The 17663-nt window shown below is 68.0% G+C and carries 20 protein-coding genes and 1 tRNA gene; 7 read left to right on the plus strand and 14 right to left on the minus strand.

All coding sequences use genetic code 11. The annotated features are described in order from the left end of the window. Positions 1–22: 22 nt before the first annotated feature. Together mtaB and dapF are read right to left on the minus strand one after the other, a co-directional pair. A complete protein-coding gene (gene mtaB, locus DFP88_RS05865) occupies positions 23–1273 on the minus strand; it encodes a tRNA (N(6)-L-threonylcarbamoyladenosine(37)-C(2))-methylthiotransferase MtaB (protein WP_110813536.1) in 1251 nt (416 codons plus the stop codon). Continuing rightward, a complete protein-coding gene (gene dapF / locus DFP88_RS05870) occupies positions 1273–2097 on the minus strand; it encodes a diaminopimelate epimerase (protein ID WP_245904710.1) in 825 nt (274 codons plus the stop codon). Before dapF ends, mtaB begins: the two co-directional genes overlap by 1 nt. A gap of 96 nt (positions 2098–2193) precedes the next feature. Between dapF and DFP88_RS05875 the strand changes: the two genes are divergently transcribed. Further along, positions 2194–2269, plus strand: a tRNA-Lys gene (locus tag DFP88_RS05875). 209 nt (positions 2270–2478) lie between these two features. Here DFP88_RS05875 and DFP88_RS16825 read toward each other — a convergent pair. The 3 genes from DFP88_RS16825 to DFP88_RS05885 form a co-directional block, all read right to left on the minus strand. After that, positions 2479–3132 (minus strand): hypothetical protein, encoded by a 654-nt coding sequence (locus tag DFP88_RS16825; RefSeq protein WP_146227430.1) that lies wholly within the window; start codon positions 3130–3132, stop codon positions 2479–2481. A gap of 295 nt (positions 3133–3427) precedes the next feature. Then, the gene (locus DFP88_RS05880) at positions 3428–3904 is read right to left on the minus strand and encodes a dihydrofolate reductase (RefSeq protein ID WP_110813538.1); all 477 of its coding nucleotides are present in this window, start codon (positions 3902–3904) and stop codon (positions 3428–3430) included. Positions 3905–3913: 9 nt separating this feature from the next. Next, a complete protein-coding gene (locus tag DFP88_RS05885) occupies positions 3914–4744 on the minus strand; it encodes a thymidylate synthase (RefSeq protein ID WP_110813539.1) in 831 nt (276 codons plus the stop codon). A 154-nt stretch (positions 4745–4898) separates the two neighbouring features. Between DFP88_RS05885 and hslV the strand changes: the two genes are divergently transcribed. The 3 genes from hslV to hslU are packed head-to-tail and all read left to right on the plus strand — an operon-like array spanning position 4899 to position 7838. Next, positions 4899–5465, plus strand: a complete 567-nt coding sequence (gene hslV, locus DFP88_RS05890) for an ATP-dependent protease subunit HslV (protein ID WP_110813540.1) — start codon at positions 4899–4901, stop codon at positions 5463–5465. Next, entirely contained in the window at positions 5462–6526 is a 1065-nt protein-coding gene (locus DFP88_RS05895; RefSeq protein WP_110813541.1) for a hypothetical protein, read from the plus strand. The genes hslV and DFP88_RS05895 overlap by 4 nt, the downstream gene beginning before the upstream one ends. Positions 6527–6536: 10 nt before the next feature. After that, positions 6537–7838 (plus strand): ATP-dependent protease ATPase subunit HslU, encoded by a 1302-nt coding sequence (gene hslU / locus DFP88_RS05900; protein ID WP_110813542.1) that lies wholly within the window; start codon positions 6537–6539, stop codon positions 7836–7838. 86 nt (positions 7839–7924) lie between these two features. Here hslU and DFP88_RS05905 read toward each other — a convergent pair whose 3' ends face one another. Together DFP88_RS05905 and DFP88_RS05910 are read right to left on the minus strand one after the other, a co-directional pair. Next, a complete protein-coding gene (locus DFP88_RS05905; RefSeq protein ID WP_245904711.1) occupies positions 7925–8716 on the minus strand; it encodes a metallophosphoesterase family protein in 792 nt (263 codons plus the stop codon). After that, on the minus strand, positions 8713–9651 hold the full coding sequence (locus tag DFP88_RS05910) for a diacylglycerol/lipid kinase family protein (protein WP_110813543.1): 939 nt from the start codon (positions 9649–9651) through the stop codon (positions 8713–8715). Before DFP88_RS05910 ends, DFP88_RS05905 begins: the two co-directional genes overlap by 4 nt. Positions 9652–9777: 126 nt before the next feature. Between DFP88_RS05910 and DFP88_RS05915 the strand changes: the two genes are divergently transcribed. Then, entirely contained in the window at positions 9778–11019 is a 1242-nt protein-coding gene (locus tag DFP88_RS05915) for an MFS transporter (RefSeq protein ID WP_245904712.1), read from the plus strand. Here DFP88_RS05915 and DFP88_RS05920 read toward each other — a convergent pair. Genes DFP88_RS05920 through DFP88_RS05930 form a run of 3 tightly spaced genes read right to left on the minus strand, consistent with a single transcriptional unit; the run spans position 11002 to position 13324 of the window. Continuing rightward, entirely contained in the window at positions 11002–11613 is a 612-nt protein-coding gene (locus DFP88_RS05920) for a Smr/MutS family protein (protein ID WP_110813545.1), read from the minus strand. The two genes, DFP88_RS05915 and DFP88_RS05920, sit on opposite strands and share 18 nt — an antisense overlap. After that, entirely contained in the window at positions 11610–12668 is a 1059-nt protein-coding gene (gene mltA, locus DFP88_RS05925; protein ID WP_110813546.1) for a murein transglycosylase A, read from the minus strand. The genes DFP88_RS05920 and mltA overlap by 4 nt, the downstream gene beginning before the upstream one ends. Further along, positions 12665–13324 carry a Tim44/TimA family putative adaptor protein gene (locus DFP88_RS05930; RefSeq protein ID WP_110813547.1) on the minus strand — a complete coding sequence of 220 codons (660 nt, stop codon included), beginning with the start codon at positions 13322–13324 and terminating at the stop codon, positions 12665–12667. The genes mltA and DFP88_RS05930 overlap by 4 nt, the downstream gene beginning before the upstream one ends. 140 nt (positions 13325–13464) lie before the next feature. Here DFP88_RS05930 and DFP88_RS05935 point away from each other — a divergent pair, with 140 nt between their 5' ends. Together DFP88_RS05935 and secB are read left to right on the plus strand one after the other, a co-directional pair. Then, entirely contained in the window at positions 13465–13974 is a 510-nt protein-coding gene (locus DFP88_RS05935) for an FxsA family protein (protein WP_110813548.1), read from the plus strand. Positions 13975–14053: 79 nt separating this feature from the next. Next, positions 14054–14584, plus strand: a complete 531-nt coding sequence (secB, locus tag DFP88_RS05940) for a protein-export chaperone SecB (RefSeq protein WP_110813549.1) — start codon at positions 14054–14056, stop codon at positions 14582–14584. A 4-nt stretch (positions 14585–14588) separates the two neighbouring features. Here the strand turns inward: secB and dnaQ are convergent, their stop codons facing one another. Genes dnaQ through DFP88_RS05960 form a run of 4 tightly spaced genes read right to left on the minus strand, consistent with a single transcriptional unit; the run spans position 14589 to position 17299 of the window. Further along, entirely contained in the window at positions 14589–15287 is a 699-nt protein-coding gene (gene dnaQ / locus DFP88_RS05945; RefSeq protein WP_110813550.1) for a DNA polymerase III subunit epsilon, read from the minus strand. Next, on the minus strand, positions 15262–15885 hold the full coding sequence (coaE, locus tag DFP88_RS05950; protein ID WP_110813551.1) for a dephospho-CoA kinase: 624 nt from the start codon (positions 15883–15885) through the stop codon (positions 15262–15264). The genes dnaQ and coaE overlap by 26 nt, the downstream gene beginning before the upstream one ends. Beyond that, complete coding sequence (locus tag DFP88_RS05955; protein ID WP_110813552.1) at positions 15882–16718, minus strand: shikimate dehydrogenase; 837 nt, start codon at positions 16716–16718, stop codon at positions 15882–15884. Before DFP88_RS05955 ends, coaE begins: the two co-directional genes overlap by 4 nt. Next, complete coding sequence (locus DFP88_RS05960) at positions 16715–17299, minus strand: Maf family protein (RefSeq protein ID WP_342767690.1); 585 nt, start codon at positions 17297–17299, stop codon at positions 16715–16717. The genes DFP88_RS05955 and DFP88_RS05960 overlap by 4 nt, the downstream gene beginning before the upstream one ends. Between the last annotated feature and the right edge of the window lie 364 nt (positions 17300–17663).

Here is a 17663-nt window from a genome sequence, read left to right on the forward strand (position 1 = left end):
AGGTGCCGTGCGGGGACCCCCGTCAGGCGATCAGCCGCCCGTCCCGATCCGCCACGACGGTCACCTCTTCGATCACGCCCTCGCGGCGCGGGGCGGCAAGGTGCACCTCCGCGAATTGCTCCGTCCGGCCCATATGGGGGTTTTCCATCAAGATACGATGACAGCGCCCGACCTGCGCCGCGCGGTGCCGCGCCTCGGCCGCCTGCCCGGCGGCGCGCAGCCGGGCGGCCCGCTCCTTGATCGCGCCGCCCTGCACCTGCGGCATCTTCGCGGCGGGCGTGCCGGGCCGGGGCGAGTAGGGAAAGACGTGCAGCCAGGTCAGGTCGCAGGCCTCGACCATGCGCAGGGCGTTGTCGAACATCGCCTCCGTCTCGGTCGGGAAGCCGGCGATGATGTCGGCGCCGAAAGTCATCTCGGGGCGCAGACGCCGCGCCTCTTCGCAGAAGCGGATCGCATCACCGCTCAGGTGCCGCCGCTTCATCCGCTTGAGGATCATGTCGTCGCCGTGTTGCAGGCTCAGGTGCAGATGCGGCATCAGCCGCTCTTCCTCGGCGATGGCGCGCAGCAGCGCCTCGTCCACCTCGATCGAATCGATGGAGCTGATGCGCAGCCGCGGCAGATCCGGCACCAGCTTGAGGATGCGGCGCACCAGATCGCCCAGCCGCGGCTGGCCCGGCAGATCGGCGCCCCAGCTCGTCAGGTCCACGCCGGTCAGCACGACCTCGTTGTAGCGGCGCTCCGACAGGCGGCGGATCTGGTCGACGACGACGCCTGCCGGAACGCTGCGAGAATTGCCGCGGCCATAGGGGATGATGCAGAAGGTGCAGCGGTGATCGCAGCCGTTCTGCACCTGCACATAGGCGCGGGAGCGTGTGCCGAAGCCGTCGATCAGGTGACCGGCGGTCTCCTTCACCGACATGATGTCGTCGACCTGCACCGGCTCCGTCCCGCCGGCGGCGAGGCCGGCCCATGTGCCGAGCTGCATCTTCTCGGTATTGCCGACGACCATGTCGACCTCGTCCATCGCGGCAAAGCGCTCGGGCTCCACCTGCGCGGCGCAGCCGGTGACGATCATCTTCGCGTTCGGGTTCTCGCGGCGCAGGCGGCGAATCTCCTGCCGCGCCTTGCGCACCGCCTCGGCGGTGACGGCGCAGGTGTTCACGATCACCGCGTCCTCGAGGCCGGCGGCAGCGGCAAGCTCGGTCATCGCCTCGGTCTCGTAGGCGTTGAGCCGGCAGCCGAGGGTCGAGAATTTCGGGGCGACGCGATCCATCACAGCCTCCATTCGCCGTCGAAGACATGGGCGGTGGGGCCGGTCATCCAGACGCCGTCCTCGCGCCAGTCGATCACCAGCGTGCCGCCGTCCAGCACCACCTCTGCCCGGCGCCCGGTCAGCCCGCGCCGCGCCGCCGCCACCGCCACCGCGCAGGAGGAACTGCCGGAGGCCAGCGTGATGCCGGCCCCCCGTTCCCAGACCCGCATGCGCAGGCGGTCCGGCCCAAGGAGCGAGGCCCATTGCACGTTGGTCCGCTGAGGGAACAGCGGGTCATGCTCGGCCTCGGGACCGAAGGCGGCCAGATCTACCGCCTCGGCGTCCTCGACGAAGAAGGTGCAATGCGGGTTTCCCATGCCGGTCGCCGTGGGGGCGCCGGGGATCGGCAGCGAGAGTGTGTCCATGGCGCGCACCAGCGGAATCTCCGCCCAGTCCAGCAGCGGCTGGCCCATGTTCACAGAGGTCAGCCCATCGCCCGCATCCACCGCCTCGAGCACGCCGCGCTCGGTCCGCAGGCGCAAACCGCCCTGCCCCAGCCGCGCCATCTCCCAGGCCGCGATGCAGCGCGTGGCATTGCCGCAGGTCGCCGAGGGCGAGCCATCGGCATTAAGGAACCGCAGCGCCAGATCGGCCCCCGCCGCATCCTCGATCACCGCAAGCTGGTCGTAGCCCACGCCGCGCTGCCGGTCGGCCATGGCGGGCGCCGCCGCTTCGGCAAGCGCGGCAAGCCCGCCCGCATCCCCGCGCGCGTCGACGACGACGAAATCGTTGCCCAGCCCGTGCATCTTCATGAAGGGCAAAATGGTGCGAGGGTCCTGTTGCATGAGGCGCGCCTATAACGAACCGCGCGTCACCATGAAAGAGGACACGCGAAAACCTGCTTGACCCCCGGCCGCACCCCTTCTAGGTAGCCCGCCTGTGAGCCGGTAGCTCAGTTGGTAGAGCAACTGACTTTTAATCAGTAGGTCCAGGGTTCGAACCCCTGCCGGCTCACCACTTCCTTCATCGAACAGCACTGCTGGGTCCCGCCCGCTGCTGCACGGGTACGGCACCCGACGCGCAGGCCGGTCGCACACGTCGCATCGCAGGCCATCCCGACGGAAGGTCACTGGACCTTGGTATGTATACCTCTGGGTTGAGCATCGCCTGCGAAACAGGTCGGACGGACCGTGATGCAGGTGTTCTGGATGACCGTCGAAACCCTTCTAACTGCCAACCTCGTCGATACAGCTTTGCGATATGTCTTCTAGCAAAGCCACAAATTCGGCCGAGTCAGAAGGATCCATGTAGAAAGAAAACCTATAACTACTTAGGGGGCTTCTGATCTGAACGCCGGAGCAGTACCGTGTGACTTCAAACGACTGAGAGAAGGAATCAGGATCGATTTCCTCGTTGTATCGTCTACTCAGGACCCTGAGTCTGGAATCGACGTCCGTCGGGAAATTCTGATATTCCTCGTCCCTGATCTGAGAGCTCTGTTCGTTGGCAAAGCGCAATACCCGATTGTACCACGACCGGTACGGGTAGGTGACGCTGCCCCTTAAAATTTCATGCGGGGTGCCGGAAAGGTCTCTTATTTCAGCGGCTTCCCGGACCGCATCGAGAACACGAACGTCGATGTATTTCGTTGTGGATGAATAGCTGTCTCCTGCCTCACAAGCCCTCGGCCGCTCCAGGTCAAGGCGAATCTTGCATCCCTCGACGCTTCCATTCACTTCGGAAACCAACGACTGACCATCAAAGTCGAAGACCTGCCGATGTAGTATCTCCGCGATGCGATCGGTTTCATCGGCATATGCAACAAGCGGTGACAAGCCCATGAACTGGGCAAGCAGAAAAACCCGAAACACTGCCTTCATGCCTTTGACTTTCTCGGGCTGGGACTGACGGTCGAATCGGGCACGCCGTCCGCCCGCTTGAATACTTGGTTGTTTATAGCGCGAACTCTTGCAAGCGCCGCTGCTCGTGTATCGCATCCATATAAACACGGGCCGGCTCGAAAGAGGCGAACCTGTCTGCTCAAAGGCGGAAATCTCGGCGCGGAAACACAATATCCCCGACAAGGACAGATGTTATTCCGCCGCCCAAGGGGCAGGCCATTCGATCTACGTGATCTATCTTATCGGGCGCCACATACGCCCGTACCGCAGGGCCTCAGCGCCGCAGAAGCTCTCGCGCCATGCAATCCGGCCCCTCGCCGCCCAGCGGCTGCCGGTGAAGCTCGCGCCAGGCGGCCTCGTCGAAATCGGGGAAGAAGGCATCGGCCCCCTCGACGTCCCGGTCGACCTCGGTGATCAGCAGCCGGTCGGCCAGCGGCAACAGACCCTCGTAGATCGCGCTGCCGCCGATGCCGTGGATGCGGAACCGGCCCTCGGACCGCGCCAGCTCCAGCGCGGCCTCGGGCGAGGGGCAGACATGCTCGGCCAGCCCGGCATCGCGCGAGACGACGATGTTGAGGCGGTTCTTCAGCGGCGCCGAGGGCAGGCTTTCCCATGTGCGGCGACCCATGATGACCGCGCCGCCCAGAGTCTCGCGCTGGAACAGGCGCAGATCCTCGGGCTTGGTCCAGGGAATCGTGCCGTCCCGGCCGATGGCACCATTCCGGGCGCGGGCGACGATCAGGGTCAGCATGGCGGCACCTCAGACAGCGACCGGGGCCTTGATCCCCGGCGCGGGGTCGTACCCTTCGATGATGAAATCGTCATAGCGGAAATCGAAGAGCGAGGGCACCTCCCGCGCCAGCCGCAGGCTGGGCAGCGGGCGCGGATCACGGGCGAGCTGCGTCTCCACCTGCTCCAGGTGGTTGAGGTAGATATGCGCATCGCCGATGGAATGGACGAAATCGCCGGGCTCGTAGCCGGTGACATGCGCCAGCATCACCGCCAGCATCGCGTAGGAGGCGATGTTGAAGGGCACGCCGAGGAACATGTCGGCCGAGCGCTGGTACAGCTGCAGGTGCAGCTTGCCGCCCAGGATGCGCACCTGCCACAGCGTATGGCAGGGCGGCAGCGCCATCTGCCAGATCTCGCCGGGGTTCCAGGCCGTCACGATCAGCCGGCGGCTGTCGGGTGTGCTGCGGATCGCCTCGACCAGCTGCGCGATCTGGTCGACCTCGCCCAGCAGGACGCGGGCGGCGCCATCGTCGCCGACCGCCTCGCGCTGGGTGGGGAAATGCCGCCACTGGTGGCCGTAGATCGGCCCGAGATCGCCATTCTCATCCGCCCAGGCGTCCCAGATCGAGACGCCGTTCTCCTTGAGATAGGCGATGTTCGTGTCACCGGCGAGGAACCATAAAAGCTCGTGGATGATCGAGCGCAGGTGCAGCTTCTTGGTCGTGACCAGAGGGAACCCATCGGCCAGCGGATAGCGGCACTGCATCCCGAAGTACGAGATCGTGCCCGTTCCGGTCCGGTCGGTCGAGCGGATGCCTTGGTCGCGCACGCAGCGCAGGGCGTCGAGATATTGGTGCACGCGGCCTCCGGTCCTGTCTTGTGGTCTCAGACTAGCGGATCCCGGCGCGAAGAGGAATCCACGACGCGGCGCGATGCCGCCCCCGCACAGCCCCGTCCCTTGACTGCCGCGCCGCAATGCGCAGCTAAGGGGGACGGTTCGACCAAGGAGACCCATGATGTCCGAAGACTTTCCCGGCTGGCACGGCACCACGATTATCGGCGTGCGCAAGGGCGGGCGCGTGGTGATCGCGGGCGACGGGCAGGTCACGCTGGGCCAGACCGTCATCAAGGGCACCGCCCGCAAGGTGCGCCGCCTCTCCCCCGGCGGGCACGAGGTCGTCGCGGGCTTCGCCGGCTCGACCGCCGATGCCTTCACCCTGCTCGAACGGCTGGAGAAGAAGCTCGAGGCGACGCCCGGCCAGCTTCAGCGCGCCAGCGTGGAACTGGCCAAGGACTGGCGCACCGACAAGTACCTGCAAAAGCTCGAGGCGATGCTGATCGTCACCGACGGCGACCAGCTTTTCGTGATCACCGGCGCCGGTGACGTGCTGGAACCCGAGTTCGACGTTGCCGCCATCGGATCAGGCGGGAACTACGCCCTCGCCGCCGCGCGGGGCATGATGGACACCGACAAGGACGCCGAGCAGGTGGCCCGCGATGCCATGCAGATCGCCGCCGACATCTGCGTCTACACCAACGGCAACCTGACGGTGGAAACGCTCGAAGGGCGCGCCGGATGATCGAAGGGGCCGATCTGCGGGCGGCGGTCGGCGCCGGCCTCATCTCGGAAAAGCAGGCCGCCGACCTGACGGCCCTCGCGCAGTCGCGCAGCGGCGCGCGCGAGGCGCTGCGCCCGGGCGACGAACCGTTCGAGCTGTTCCGCGGCTTCAACGAGATCTTCATCCTCGTCGGCCTCGCCATCGTCACCTTCAGCGGCTTCGGCGTGGCCGGTGTGCTGCTGCTGCAGTGGCCGATGCATGCGCAGGAGGTGGCGGGCATCGCGACGGCCCTTGGCCTGCTGCTTCTGTGGCTGCTGGCCGAGTATTTCGTCCGCCGCCGCCGCATGGTGGCCCCGGCCATCGCGCTGTCGGTGATCACGGCCATCGTGCTGGTCCTCGGGCTGGTCCAGCTTTTCGCGCAGCCCTTCATGGTGGCGCAGGCCGACTACAGCAGCCTGATCCTGCCGGTGGTGCTGGGCACGCTGGCGATGGCGGTCTTCTGGTGGCGCTTTCGCGTGCCCTTCGCCATGGCGGTGATCGCGCTGGGGCTCTTCGCCGCCGCGCTGCTGACCGCCGCCACCCGCGCCGGCAGCCCCGAGACGCCGACCGAGCTGTTCCTGCTCTCGGCGAACGGCATCTTCGCCTGGGTGACCCTGGCGGTGGGGCTGCTGGTCTTCGCCGCCGCCATGGCCTTCGACACCTCGGACCCGCACCGGGTCACGCGCCGCGCCTCATCCGGGTTCTGGCTGCATGTCGTCGCCGCCCCGGCGATCGTGAACACCGTCGCCCTCTCGCTCCTGCAGATGGAGGGGGCGGGCCCGCGCGTCACCCTTTTCGCCTTTCTCGCACTGATCGCGCTCGTCGCCATCGTCATCGACCGCCGCTCCTTCCTGATGGCGGCGATCGGCTACGTGGTGGCTGTGACGACCCGCGCCATCGACCAGGCCGGCGTGGCCTTCCTGATCCTCGGGCTGGGCGTGGCGATGCTGCTGCTCGGCGCCTTCTGGGAACGCTTCCGCGCCCTCATCCTGCGTGCGCTGCCCATGGCGGGCCTGCGCCGCTACCTTCCCCCTTCCGTGTAAAGAGGCTCCCATGACCGACCTCACCCCCCGCGACATCGTCGCGGAACTCGACCGTTTCATCATCGGCCAGGCCGAGGCCAAGCGCGCCACCGCCGTCGCCCTGCGCGGGCGCTGGCGCCGCAAGCAGCTGCCGCCCGAGCTTCAGGACGAGGTCTACCCGAAGAACATCCTGATGATCGGCCCCACCGGCGTCGGCAAGACCGAGATCAGCCGCCGCCTCGCCAAGCTGGCGCGCGCTCCCTTCCTCAAGGTCGAGGCGACGAAGTTCACCGAGGTCGGCTACGTCGGCCGCGACGTGGAGCAGATCATCCGCGACCTGCTGGACAACGCCATCATCCAGACGCGCGAGCAGATGCGCGAGGACGTCAAGGCCTCGGCCCATCAGGCCGCCGAGGACCGGGTGATCGCCGCCGTCGCCGGCGAGGGCGCACGCGAGCAGACGCGCGAGATGTTCCGCCGCAAGCTCAAGGCCGGGGAGCTGGACGACACGGTGATCGAGCTGGAGATCGCCGATACCACCAACCCCTTCCAGTCGATGGACATCCCCGGCCAGCCCGGCGCCGGCATGGCCAACCTCGGCGATATCTTCGGCAAAATGACCGGCGGCCGCCGCGTGAAGAAGAAGATGCGCGTCGCCGACAGCTACGACGTGCTGATCGCCGACGAGGCCGACAAGCTGCTCGACGACGAGAAGGTCACCCGCGCCGCCGTCGAATCGGTCGAGCAGAATGGCATCGTCTTCCTCGACGAGATCGACAAGGTCTGCGCCAAGTCCGACGCCCGCGGCGGCGACGTCTCCCGCGAGGGTGTGCAGCGCGACCTGCTGCCGCTGATCGAGGGGACGACCGTCAGCACCAAGCACGGGCCGGTGCGCACCGACCACATCCTCTTCATCGCCTCCGGCGCCTTCCACGTCGCCAAACCCTCGGACCTGCTGCCCGAGCTTCAGGGCCGCCTGCCGATCCGGGTGGAACTGCGCGCCTTGACCGAAGAGGATTTCGTCCGCATCCTGACCGAGACCGACAACGCCCTGACCCGCCAGTACACCGCGCTGATGGGGACCGAGGGCGTCACGGTCGAATTCACCACCCCCGGCATCCACGCCCTCGCGCGCATCGCCGCCGAGGTGAACACCGCGGTCGAGAACATCGGCGCCCGCCGTCTCTACACGGTGATGGAGCGGGTCTTCGAAGAGCTCAGCTTCGAGGCGCCCGATCAAGGCGGCACGACGGTGACGGTCGACGAGGCCTTCGTCGAAAAGCACCTGGGCGAGCTCTCGCGCTCGACCGACCTCTCGCGCTACGTGCTCTAGGCCCATCTTCTCTTTGCAAATATCCCGGGGGGCGCGAGCCGCAGGCGAGCGGGGGCTGGCCCCCCGCCGACGCCAACACAGGCGGATCACCCGGCCTCGCGCCAGCCCTCCGCATCTTTCTCGAAGCGCACCGTCTCGGCGAGATCGAACCGCGGGCTTTCGCCTGCGACGTAGCGCTCGACCCTGATGCGGCCCTGTTCCACGTGTAACAGGTTCACGCTGTTCGGCTCGTCCCGCACCCGCGTCGACAAGCCCGTGCCGGCCTGAACCAGCAGCACGCGTGGCTCTGCCGTCAACGGCGCGACGGCGGCGTTGTGCAGGTGCCCCGACAGCACGACATCCGCGCCGCAATCGCCCAGTTCCGCCACGGCGGAGCGGGCGCCGCGCATCAGCCGCTTCTCGACCTCGGGCCCGTGCTCGAGCGGGTGATGCATCATCACGACATGGATGCGCCCGTCGTCACGCCCCTGAAAGGCACGGCAGACCCGGTCCCGCGTGTGGCGCGAGATGCGACCGCGCTGCCAGGAAAAGCGGTTCACCGTATTCACGCTGACGACCGAGACCGCCTCGTCGTGCCACTCGGGCTCGAGGTTGCGGGAGATGATGCGCTTGTAGCGGCCGAAGGGCTTGGCGAAGCGCAGCCAGATGTTGTCGAGCGGCGTGTCGTGGTTGCCGGGCGTCACCAGCACCGGCGGCTCCAGCCGGTCGATGAAGGCGCGCGCCTCCTCGAACTGGTGCTCCCGCGCGCGCTGGGTAAGGTCGCCGGAAAAGGCCACGAGGTCGGGCGCGAGATCGTTCGTCAGATCGACCAGCGGGTCCAGCAGGTCGGGCCGCGTCTTGCCGAAATGCAGGTCGGAGATATGAAGGATGCGCCTCATTCCTGCGGCCCCCCCTCGGGGTGGATCAGCAGCAGCGCCCCCTGCATCATCTCGAAGGACAGCGGGCTTTTCATCGGGAACTTCTCACCGTCGCAGGCCACGAGGCAGCGGCGGTGCCGCGTCTCGATCTCGAGGCTGTCGGTGCAGATCAGCTCGAAGCCCCGGCTCAAGTCCATCTTGTGGATCGCCAGCCGCAGCGCATCGCGCAGCAGGCCAAGACGCCCCTCGTCGGGGGCCACGAAGACGGCGAACTTGCCCTCGCGGATACACGCCGCCCCATCCAGACCGAAATGCTCGAGCTGGTAGGCGCTCCGCGCCACGAAGACGAGCGGCGTGCGCAGCTGCCGCACCTCGCCGTTCGCGCGAAGTGTCAGCTGCAGCGGCCTCTTGTAGCGCCAGAACGTCCGCAGAACCGACCAATGCGCCGCGATGCGGCGGCGACCCCAGCGCTTGTAGACGCTCTCGCGCTCTTTCAGGATCGCGGGATAGACGCCGAGGCTGGCATTGTTCAGGAAAGGCCGGCCCTCGACGGCGCCCAGATCGATGGGCCGGGCCGCGCCTTCGGCGATCAGACGCGCCGCCTCCTGCGGGTCCTCGGGGATACCGTAGCCACGGGCGAAGAAGTTGAAGGTGCCAAGCGGCAGCACCCCCATGGTGCGCCCGCTGTTCACCAGCGCCTCCGAGACTGCCATGATCGTGCCGTCGCCGCCCGCGGCGACCACGGTGCCGAAGCCGTCGCGCACCGCCTGCCGCGCGGCAGAAGGGATCGAGGCGCCCTTCTTCACCCGCCGCAGCACCGCCCTGTCGCCAAGGATCGTCATCGCCTGGTCGACCGCCCCGTCGCCGCGGCTGTTGCGGCCGGAGCCTTCGTTGCAGATCACGCAGATCTCGTCTGCACGGGCCGGGGCCGCGTGTGCCTGCGTCATGTCCTTCATCTTCGGTCCTTCGCTTCGGCGCTTGGCATGGAAACGCCCCATCCGCCGCCTGGGTCCAGAAAGCGGCGCAGCCGCTTTGCCATTCCAGCCCCGCTGGGGCAGAACCCGTGGCAGGAGGACCCTTCCTTGACATCCTATCTGCGTTTCTTGCGTGACAACGCGCCCTTCCTCTCGGCCGGGCTGCTCTTCACCGTCATGTCCAGCTTCGGGCAGACCTTCTTCATCTCGGTCTTCGCGGGCGAGATCATGGAGGCTTTCGATCTGTCGAACGGCGGCTGGGGGCTGATCTACACGCTCGGCACCACCGCCTCGGCGGTGGTGATGGTCTGGGCCGGGGCGCTGACGGACCGCTTCCGCGCAAGGGCGCTGGGGCTAGCGGTGATGCTGCTGCTGGCCTTCGCCTGCACCCTGATGGCGCTGGTGCCGGGGCATTGGAACGCGGCGCTGGTCCTCGTGATCTTTCTTCTGCGCTTCGCCGGGCAGGGGATGATGACCCATATCGCCATGGTGGCCATGGCGCGCTGGTTCGTCGGCACGCGCGGGCGGGCGCTGTCGATCGCCTCGATGGGGGCGCCGCTGGGGCAGGCCATCTTCCCGGTGATCTTCGTCGCCGCCATGGGCTTCGTCTCGTGGCGCGTGCTCTGGCTGGTCGCGGCGCTCGTGCTGCTGATCGCCACGCCCATCGCGCAGGCCCTCCTGCGGCAGGAGCGGACGCCGCAGGCGATCAGCGCCGGCGGCAAGGGGGACGGGGCGGCCGGCATGCTCGGCCTGCACTGGACCCGCGCGATGGGCCTGAAGCACTGGCTGTTCTGGGCGATGATCCCCGTCATCCTCGGCCCGCCGGCCTGGGGCACGGCGCTGTTCTTCCAGCAGGTGAACCTTGCCGAGGTGAAGGGCTGGACGCTGGCCGGCTTCGTCGCCTTGATGCCGCTTTTCACGGCTGTCGCCGTCGCCTCGACCTTCGTCAGTGGCTGGGCGCTGGACCGGGTCGGGGCAGGGCGGCTGCTGCCGCTAGCAATGATCCCCTGGGCGGCTGGCTTCGCGCTGATGGCGCAGGCGCAGTCGCTGGTCGGCGCGGGCCTCGCGCTGGTGCTGATCGGGATCGGCAGCGGCGCGCAATCGACGCTGCCCGCCGCCTTCTGGGCCGAATACTACGGCACCCGCCACATCGGCTCGATCAAGGCGGCGGCGGCGGCGGTCATGGTCTTCGGCTCGGCCATCGGGCCGGGCGTCTCGGGCGTGCTGATCGATGCCGGCATTAGCTTTCCGTCGCAGATGCTGGGCTATTCGGCGTATTTCCTGGCCGCCGGCCTTTGCACCTTCCTGGCGCTGCGGGCGGTGCCGCGCCCCTCAGCGCAACCGGCGTAGGTAGACGTAATAGGCGCCCTCGCCGCCGTGGCGGAAATGCGCGGGCGTGATCTGCAGCACCGCCTGCGCCAAGGGGGGCAAATTCAGCCAATGCGGCACCTCGTGGCGCAGCTGGCCGTGGCGCACCGGCATCGGGGCATCGCCCTCCTTCGGACGGCCCTTGCCGGTGATCACCAGCACCAGCCGCCGGCCCTGCGCCTGGCTCGTCAGGATGAAACCGGCTAGCGCCGGATGCGCATCGGCCAGCGTCATGCCGTGCAGGTCGATCCGCCCCTCGGGCCGCAGCTTGCCCTTCTTGAGCCTGCCGTGCGCCTTGGCGTCCATCCGCACCGGCGCCGCCTTTAGCCGGCTGGGAAGCGGGTCCAGCAGGTCATGGGGCCGAGCGGCCTGCGCCTTCTGCCCGACCTGGAAGGCCTGCGCCGGGGGCGGCATCTGGGCATTGTCGGGGCGGGATGTCTCGGCCGGGGGCGCTTTGGGGGCAGGGGCCTCCTCCTCGTGCCGGGCAGGCCTGCGGTGAAGCGGATCGGCCTGCCGCGCGACAGAGTTCCACAGATCCCGCTCCTCGGGCGAGAGGTCGCGCCGCCGCCGTCTCATCCGTCCGCCGTGGCCAGCTGAACAGGCATCATGTCCCAGGCGCGCTGGATCGGCAGCAGTGTCACGATCCGCCCGCTGTCGCGCACCCGCCCGGCGCGGCTGCCGGCGCCGGATCCGGTGCCGAAGAAGATGTCGCCGCGCTGTGCGCCCTTGATCGCGCTGCCGGTATCCTGCGCCACCATCAGCCGGTTCATCGGCACGGTGCCCTGCGCCTCGATCCAGACCGGCGCGCCCAGCGGCACATGCGCCGGATCCACCGCAAGGCTGCGCAGCGGCGTCAGCGACCGGTTCATCGCGCCGAGCGGGCCGCGATCGGCGGGCACCTCGTTCACGACGCGGAAGAAGACGTAAGAGCGGTTGTGCCACATGAGCTCGCGCCCCGCGTCGGGATTGCGGTTGATCCAGCTGCGGATCACGGCGGCAGAGACCTGGTGCGTATCGTATTCGCCGCGCGCCACCAGCTCCTGCCCGATACTGTCGTAGGGCTGGCCGTTGGCCCCGGCGTAGCCCAGACGGATCACCGTTCCGCCGGGCATCCGGATCCGGCCGGAGCCCTGGATCTGCAGGAAGAACAGGTCGACCGGATCGACCCAGGCGATCTCGAGGTCCTGCCCCGAGAGGATGCCGTCTTCCTCGATCTGGCGCCGGGTGGGCCATGGATCAGAGGGCGGATCTTCGGGCAGGCGGTAGACCGGCGCGGTGTAGCGGCCCTGCGGCCGGGTGCGGCCGACGATCTGCGGCTCGTAATAGCCGGTAAAAAGGCCCTCCTCCTCGGTGCCGATCTGCACCGGCAGGAAGAAGGCCTCGAAGAAGGCGCGGGCGTCGCGGGTCTCGGCCGAGAGGGCGCAGAGCACCTGCCAGTCCTGATCTCTCAGATCGCGGCAGGTCTCGCGGAAGGCATCGAGGGCGGCGCCATGGTCGTCCTCCTCCCAGCCCTCGAGATCCGCGAAGGAGAGCATCGCGACATCCGGCTCCGCGGCGCCATTCGCCGCGACGCCGGTCGACAAGCCGACGGAAAGCAGACCCGCCGCGGCCAGAGCGCCGCCGCGGATCATTCGCCCGTCGCGACCAGCAGCCAGTTCGGATCGTCGTTGCCCATGGTGCGGGCAAAGGTCCAGACGTCGCTCTGGGTGCGGATCTCGGAGGCAGAGCCTTCGACCACCTCGCCCTCGGCGTTGCGGACTACGGTCGTCATCTCGGCCACGAAGCGGATCGCGATCTCGCCCTCGCGGCTGCTCTCGTCGAAGGTGGCCTCGCGGACCGAAACCTCGCGGATGCCCGCGATGCTGCTGTCGACGCTCAGCCCCTGCGCCTCGCGCTCTGCGACGACTTCGGCGAAGGCGGCATGGACATCCTCGGACAGGAAGGCGCGTACCTCCTCGAGGTCGCCGTTCTCGAAGGCCATGAGGATCATCTCGTAGGCGCCGCGCGCCCCCTGCAGGAACTCGCCCAGCGAGAAAGAGGGCTCCGCCGCCTTCATCGCGGAAAGCGCCTGCGCCGAGGGGCTGCCCTCGGGGACGTGATCGACGATATCGTGATCGGGCCCACCCTCGATGACCTCGAAGTCGGGGCGCCCGACGCGTTTGGACTTGTCCTGCGGGACGGGGGGCTTCTCGAACCCCTCGCGCGTCCCGAGCACGCCGCGCAGACGCAGGATCAGGAAGATCGCGATGCCGGCAAGCACCAGAAGCTGAAGGATCGGAGAGTACATCGACACCTCTTGATCGGACGCGGCCCCGGGTGGCCTTGGCGTTTGTGTGGTACCGCACTTATGTAGACGTTGAGCGCTATCAAGTCCACCAAGGCCCTCCAGCGCGGGTGCCCAACGACGCAAGACCGGAAAGACCGCCAATGTATCTGCTGATCGCCTTCCTTCTCGTGCCGCTGATCGAGATTGGCCTGTTTATTCAGGTCGGCGGGGCGATCGGACTTTGGCCAACGCTGGCCATCGTCGTCCTGACGGCCCTTGCCGGCACCATCCTCGTGCGGCGCGAGGGAATGGATGCGCTCGCCCGCCTGCGCGGCGCGATGCAGGAGCTGAAGGACCCCAGCCGGCCGCTCGCCGATGGCGCGATGATCCTCTTTGCCGGCGCGCTTCTGCTGACGCCGGGCTTCTTCACCGATGCCTGCGGCTTTCTCTTGCTGATCCCGGGGGTGCGCGGCCGCCTTTACGCGCAGCTGCGCAAGCGCGTGAAGATGCAGGAGTTCCGCGTCGGCGGGCACCCCCGGCAGCCCTATCCCGGCGCCGGCCCGCAGCCCGGCCCGAACGAGCCCTGGCGCGGCCCGGTCGTCGATGCCGACTACGAGGAGCTGCCCCCGCGCGAGCCGGGTGCAGGCCACTCGGGCTGGACCAAGCATTGATCCATCCCCGGTCCCGCAGCGCGTTGAGGCCGGGGGGACAGGCTGCTAGAGCTTGTTCAAACCTTACGGAGGACACGTCATGGCAGATACGCCCGATACACCGAACGGCGCCGATACCGGCGCCGCGGATGCCCAGCAGCAGCCCAAGATCACCCAGCGCGTCGTCGCACAGTACATCCGCGACCTCAGCTTCGAGAACGCGCTGGCGCAGAAGGGCCTGACCGGCGACCTGACGCCCGAGATCCAGGTGCAGGTGAACCTCGACGCGCGCAAGCGCGGGCAGGAGAGCCAGTACGAGGTGATCACCAAGCTGAACATCACCTCGAAGACCAAGGAAGGCGGCGAGCCTCTCTTCGTGCTCGAGATCGAATATGCCGGCGTGTTCCAGATCGAGGGCGTGCCGCAGGAGCAGCTGCACCCCTACCTGCTGATCGAATGCCCGCGCATCACCTTCCCGTTCCTGCGCCGCGTCGTCTCGGACGTCACGCGCGACGGTGGCTTCCCGCCGCTGAACCTCGAGATGATCGATTTCGTGCAGCTCTACCGCAACGAGATCCAGCGCCGCGCCCAGTCGCAGCAGGCCGACCAGACGCCCGCCGGCACCGCCTGATCGCTTAATCCCCCTTGGCGAGGCTCTGCCACAGCGGCGCCTCGCCAAGCGTGGCCACGAAGGCCTCATGCGCCTCGGCCTCTTGCTGCGTCAGCCGCGAGGGCAGGGGCGTCGGACGCGGGCGCGGGCGCCAGTCGGTGCCTTGCCCCTCGCTGCCCGAGCGGCGGCTCGCATCCAGCGACAGGCCCGGCTGCCGGCCACCGATCAGCTCAAGATAAACTTCGGCGAGGATCTCGCTGTCGAGAAGCGCGCCGTGCAGCGTGCGCGAGGCGTTGTCGATGCCGAAGCGCCGGCACAGCGCGTCGAGTGAGGCGGGAGAGCCGGGAAACTTGCGCCGCGCAATGGCCAGCGTGTCCACCGCCTGCTCCATCGGCAGCTGAGGCCGCCCGCACCAGCCGAACTCCGCGTTCAGGAAGCGCATGTCGAAGGCGGCATTGTGGATGATCAGCTTGGAATCGCCCAGAAAGGCGATGACCTCGTCCACGACCTGCTCGAAGACCGGCTGCTTGGACAGGAACTCGTCCCCCAACCCGTGCACCTTGAAGGCCTCTTCCGGCATGGAGCGCTTGGGGTTGATGTACTTGTGAAGCTGCTTGCCCGTGGGCACGTGGTTCAGCAGCTCGACGGCGCCGATCTCGACGATGCGGTCGCCCTCCTGCGGGTCGAAACCGGTCGTTTCAGTGTCGAGAACCACTTCCCGCATCGTGCTGCCCTCCGGCGATCTTGGCCCTGATCTCGGCCACCAGCCTTCGCACGGCGGCGCGGGCGCCGTCCAGTGACAGCGTCTCGATGACATGATCCGCGCGGGCGCGTTTTTCCGCGTCCGGCATCTGCCGCGCGCGGATGGAGGCGAGGGCCTCTGCCGTCATGCCGGGACGCGCCAGAACCCGCGCCTCCTGCACCTCCGGCGGGGCGGTGACGACGAGGACCGCGTCGCAAAGCCCTTCGAGCCCGGTCTCGAAGAGCAGGGGGATGTCGAGCAGCACCAGATCGGCCCGGGTTCGCTCCAGGAACGCCGCCCGATCCGCCGCGACGAGCGGATGCACCGCAGCCTCGAGCCGGGGCAGGGCGCCCGGATCGCCCGCGAGGATCGCCTTGAGCGCGGGGCGCGAGACGGCGCCATCCTCGATAGCCTCGGGCCAGAGTGCGCCGACAGGCCCCACTGCCGCGCCACCGGGCGCATAGAGGCGGTGCACAGCGGCATCGGCATCCCAGACCGGCACGCCTTCGTCCCTGATCATCTCCGCGGTGGTGGATTTCCCCATGCCGATGGAGCCGGTGAGGCCCAGCCGGTAGGTCATGCGTCCGAGAGCACCGCCTGGCGCGCGGCATCGTCGACCTCGGGCCTCGTGCCGAAGAACCGCTCGAAGGCCGGAACGGCCTGGTGCAGCAGCATCCCAAGGCCATCGACCGTCACGCAGCCCGCCGCCTCGGCCCGTTCGAGAAGCGGTGTGCGCAGCGGCGTGTAGACGATGTCGGTCACCACGGTCTCGGGGCGCAGCGCATCCAGCGGCAGGCGGAACTCGGCGGCGCCGGTCATGCCCATGGTGGTGGTATTCACCAGCGTCTGCACATCGCCGATCATCTCGCCCGCGTGGTGCCAGTCCACGACCTGCACTTTGTTGCCGAAGGCGCGGTGCAGCGCCTCGGCCTTGGTGCGGGTGCGGTTGGCGAGGCGGATATCGGTGGCGCCATCCTCGATCAGCGCCGCGATGACGCCGCGGGCGGCACCGCCGGCCCCCAGCACGGCGACGGGGCCGGATCCGGCGCTCCACCCTGGGGCGCCGGCGCGGATATTGGCGAGAAAGCCGTAGCCGTCGGTATTGTCGGCAAGGATCCGGCCATCCGCCTGGAAGATCAGAAGGTTCGCGGCGCCGACGAGAGTCGCGCGGTCCGTGACACGATCCGCGATCGCGAGCGCGGCGACCTTGTGCGGCACAGTAACGTTGACGCCGACCACGCCCATTTTCGGCAGCATGCGCACAACCTCGGCGAGATCGTCCTCCGCGACCTCGAAGGCGGTGTAATCGCCGGGCAGGCCGTAGCGCGCCAGCCAGTGACGATGCAGCGCGGGGCTGCGGGAATGGCCGATCGGTCGGCCGATGACCCCTGCAAGCGGAAGACGATCGGTCATGCGTCTATCTGCCCCCGCAGGATGAGATGGTTCAAGAGTTCTGTCAGCGGCATGCCCATGACGGTAAAGTAGTCCCCCTGCACCATGGTAAACAGGCGAACGCCTTCTTCTTCCAGCTTGTAGGCGCCGGCGGAACCTTTGATCGACGGCCAGTTGCGGTCGACATATCCCTTTAGCCAATGGTCCGAGGCATCGCGCATGATCATTCGCACCGTGCCGACATGGCGCCAGACCGGGCGTCCTTCCTCGACCAGAACGGCAGCCGACAACAGCCTGTGCGTGCGTCCACGCAGGGCGCGAAGCTGATCGAGCGCCGCCTGCGGCGTCTCGGGCTTGCCGTAGAGCTGCCCCTCGCAATCGAGGATCTGATCGCAGCCCAGAACCAGCGCCTCAGGCCGGCGGGCGCCGCCGCGCATCGCCTTCAATTCGGCCAACGCACCGGCGATATCGGGGGCAGGGGCCCCCTCGGCTACCAGCGCCTCGCGCAGGGCGGCTTCGTCGACGCGGACCGGCGCCACCTCAAAGGGCACGCGTGCCGCGCGCAGCAGAGCGGCACGCGTTTGCGAGCCGGAGGCGAGCACCAGGGGCCGGGCCCCGGCCGGCGGCTCGGGGAGAGCCGGGCTATCTGCGTCTGTGGACAAGGTGTTGGACAGCTCTGCGGGGGAATCGGGTCACGGGATGGGGACGGATCCAGACCGAACCGCCGCCACGGGAAAACTGGCCGATTCAGCCCCAGAACGAAACCTGTTTCTGCACCCGTGGATGGGGACAAACTGGTGCTGTGCACAAAATCCGAGGCCGCGAGAGTCAAGATGAGTCGTCCACGCACCTGGATCCGTAATCCATTGGCAGAGAACGATATTCGGATTCAGCACCCCGCCCGGATCCGGGCAGGGCCCGTGGACAGTCTTGTGGACGACTCTGGGGCGAGAGGTTATCCCCAGC

Source organism: Pseudoroseicyclus aestuarii (assembly GCF_003217255.1).
GTDB lineage: Bacteria > Pseudomonadota > Alphaproteobacteria > Rhodobacterales > Rhodobacteraceae > Pseudoroseicyclus > Pseudoroseicyclus aestuarii.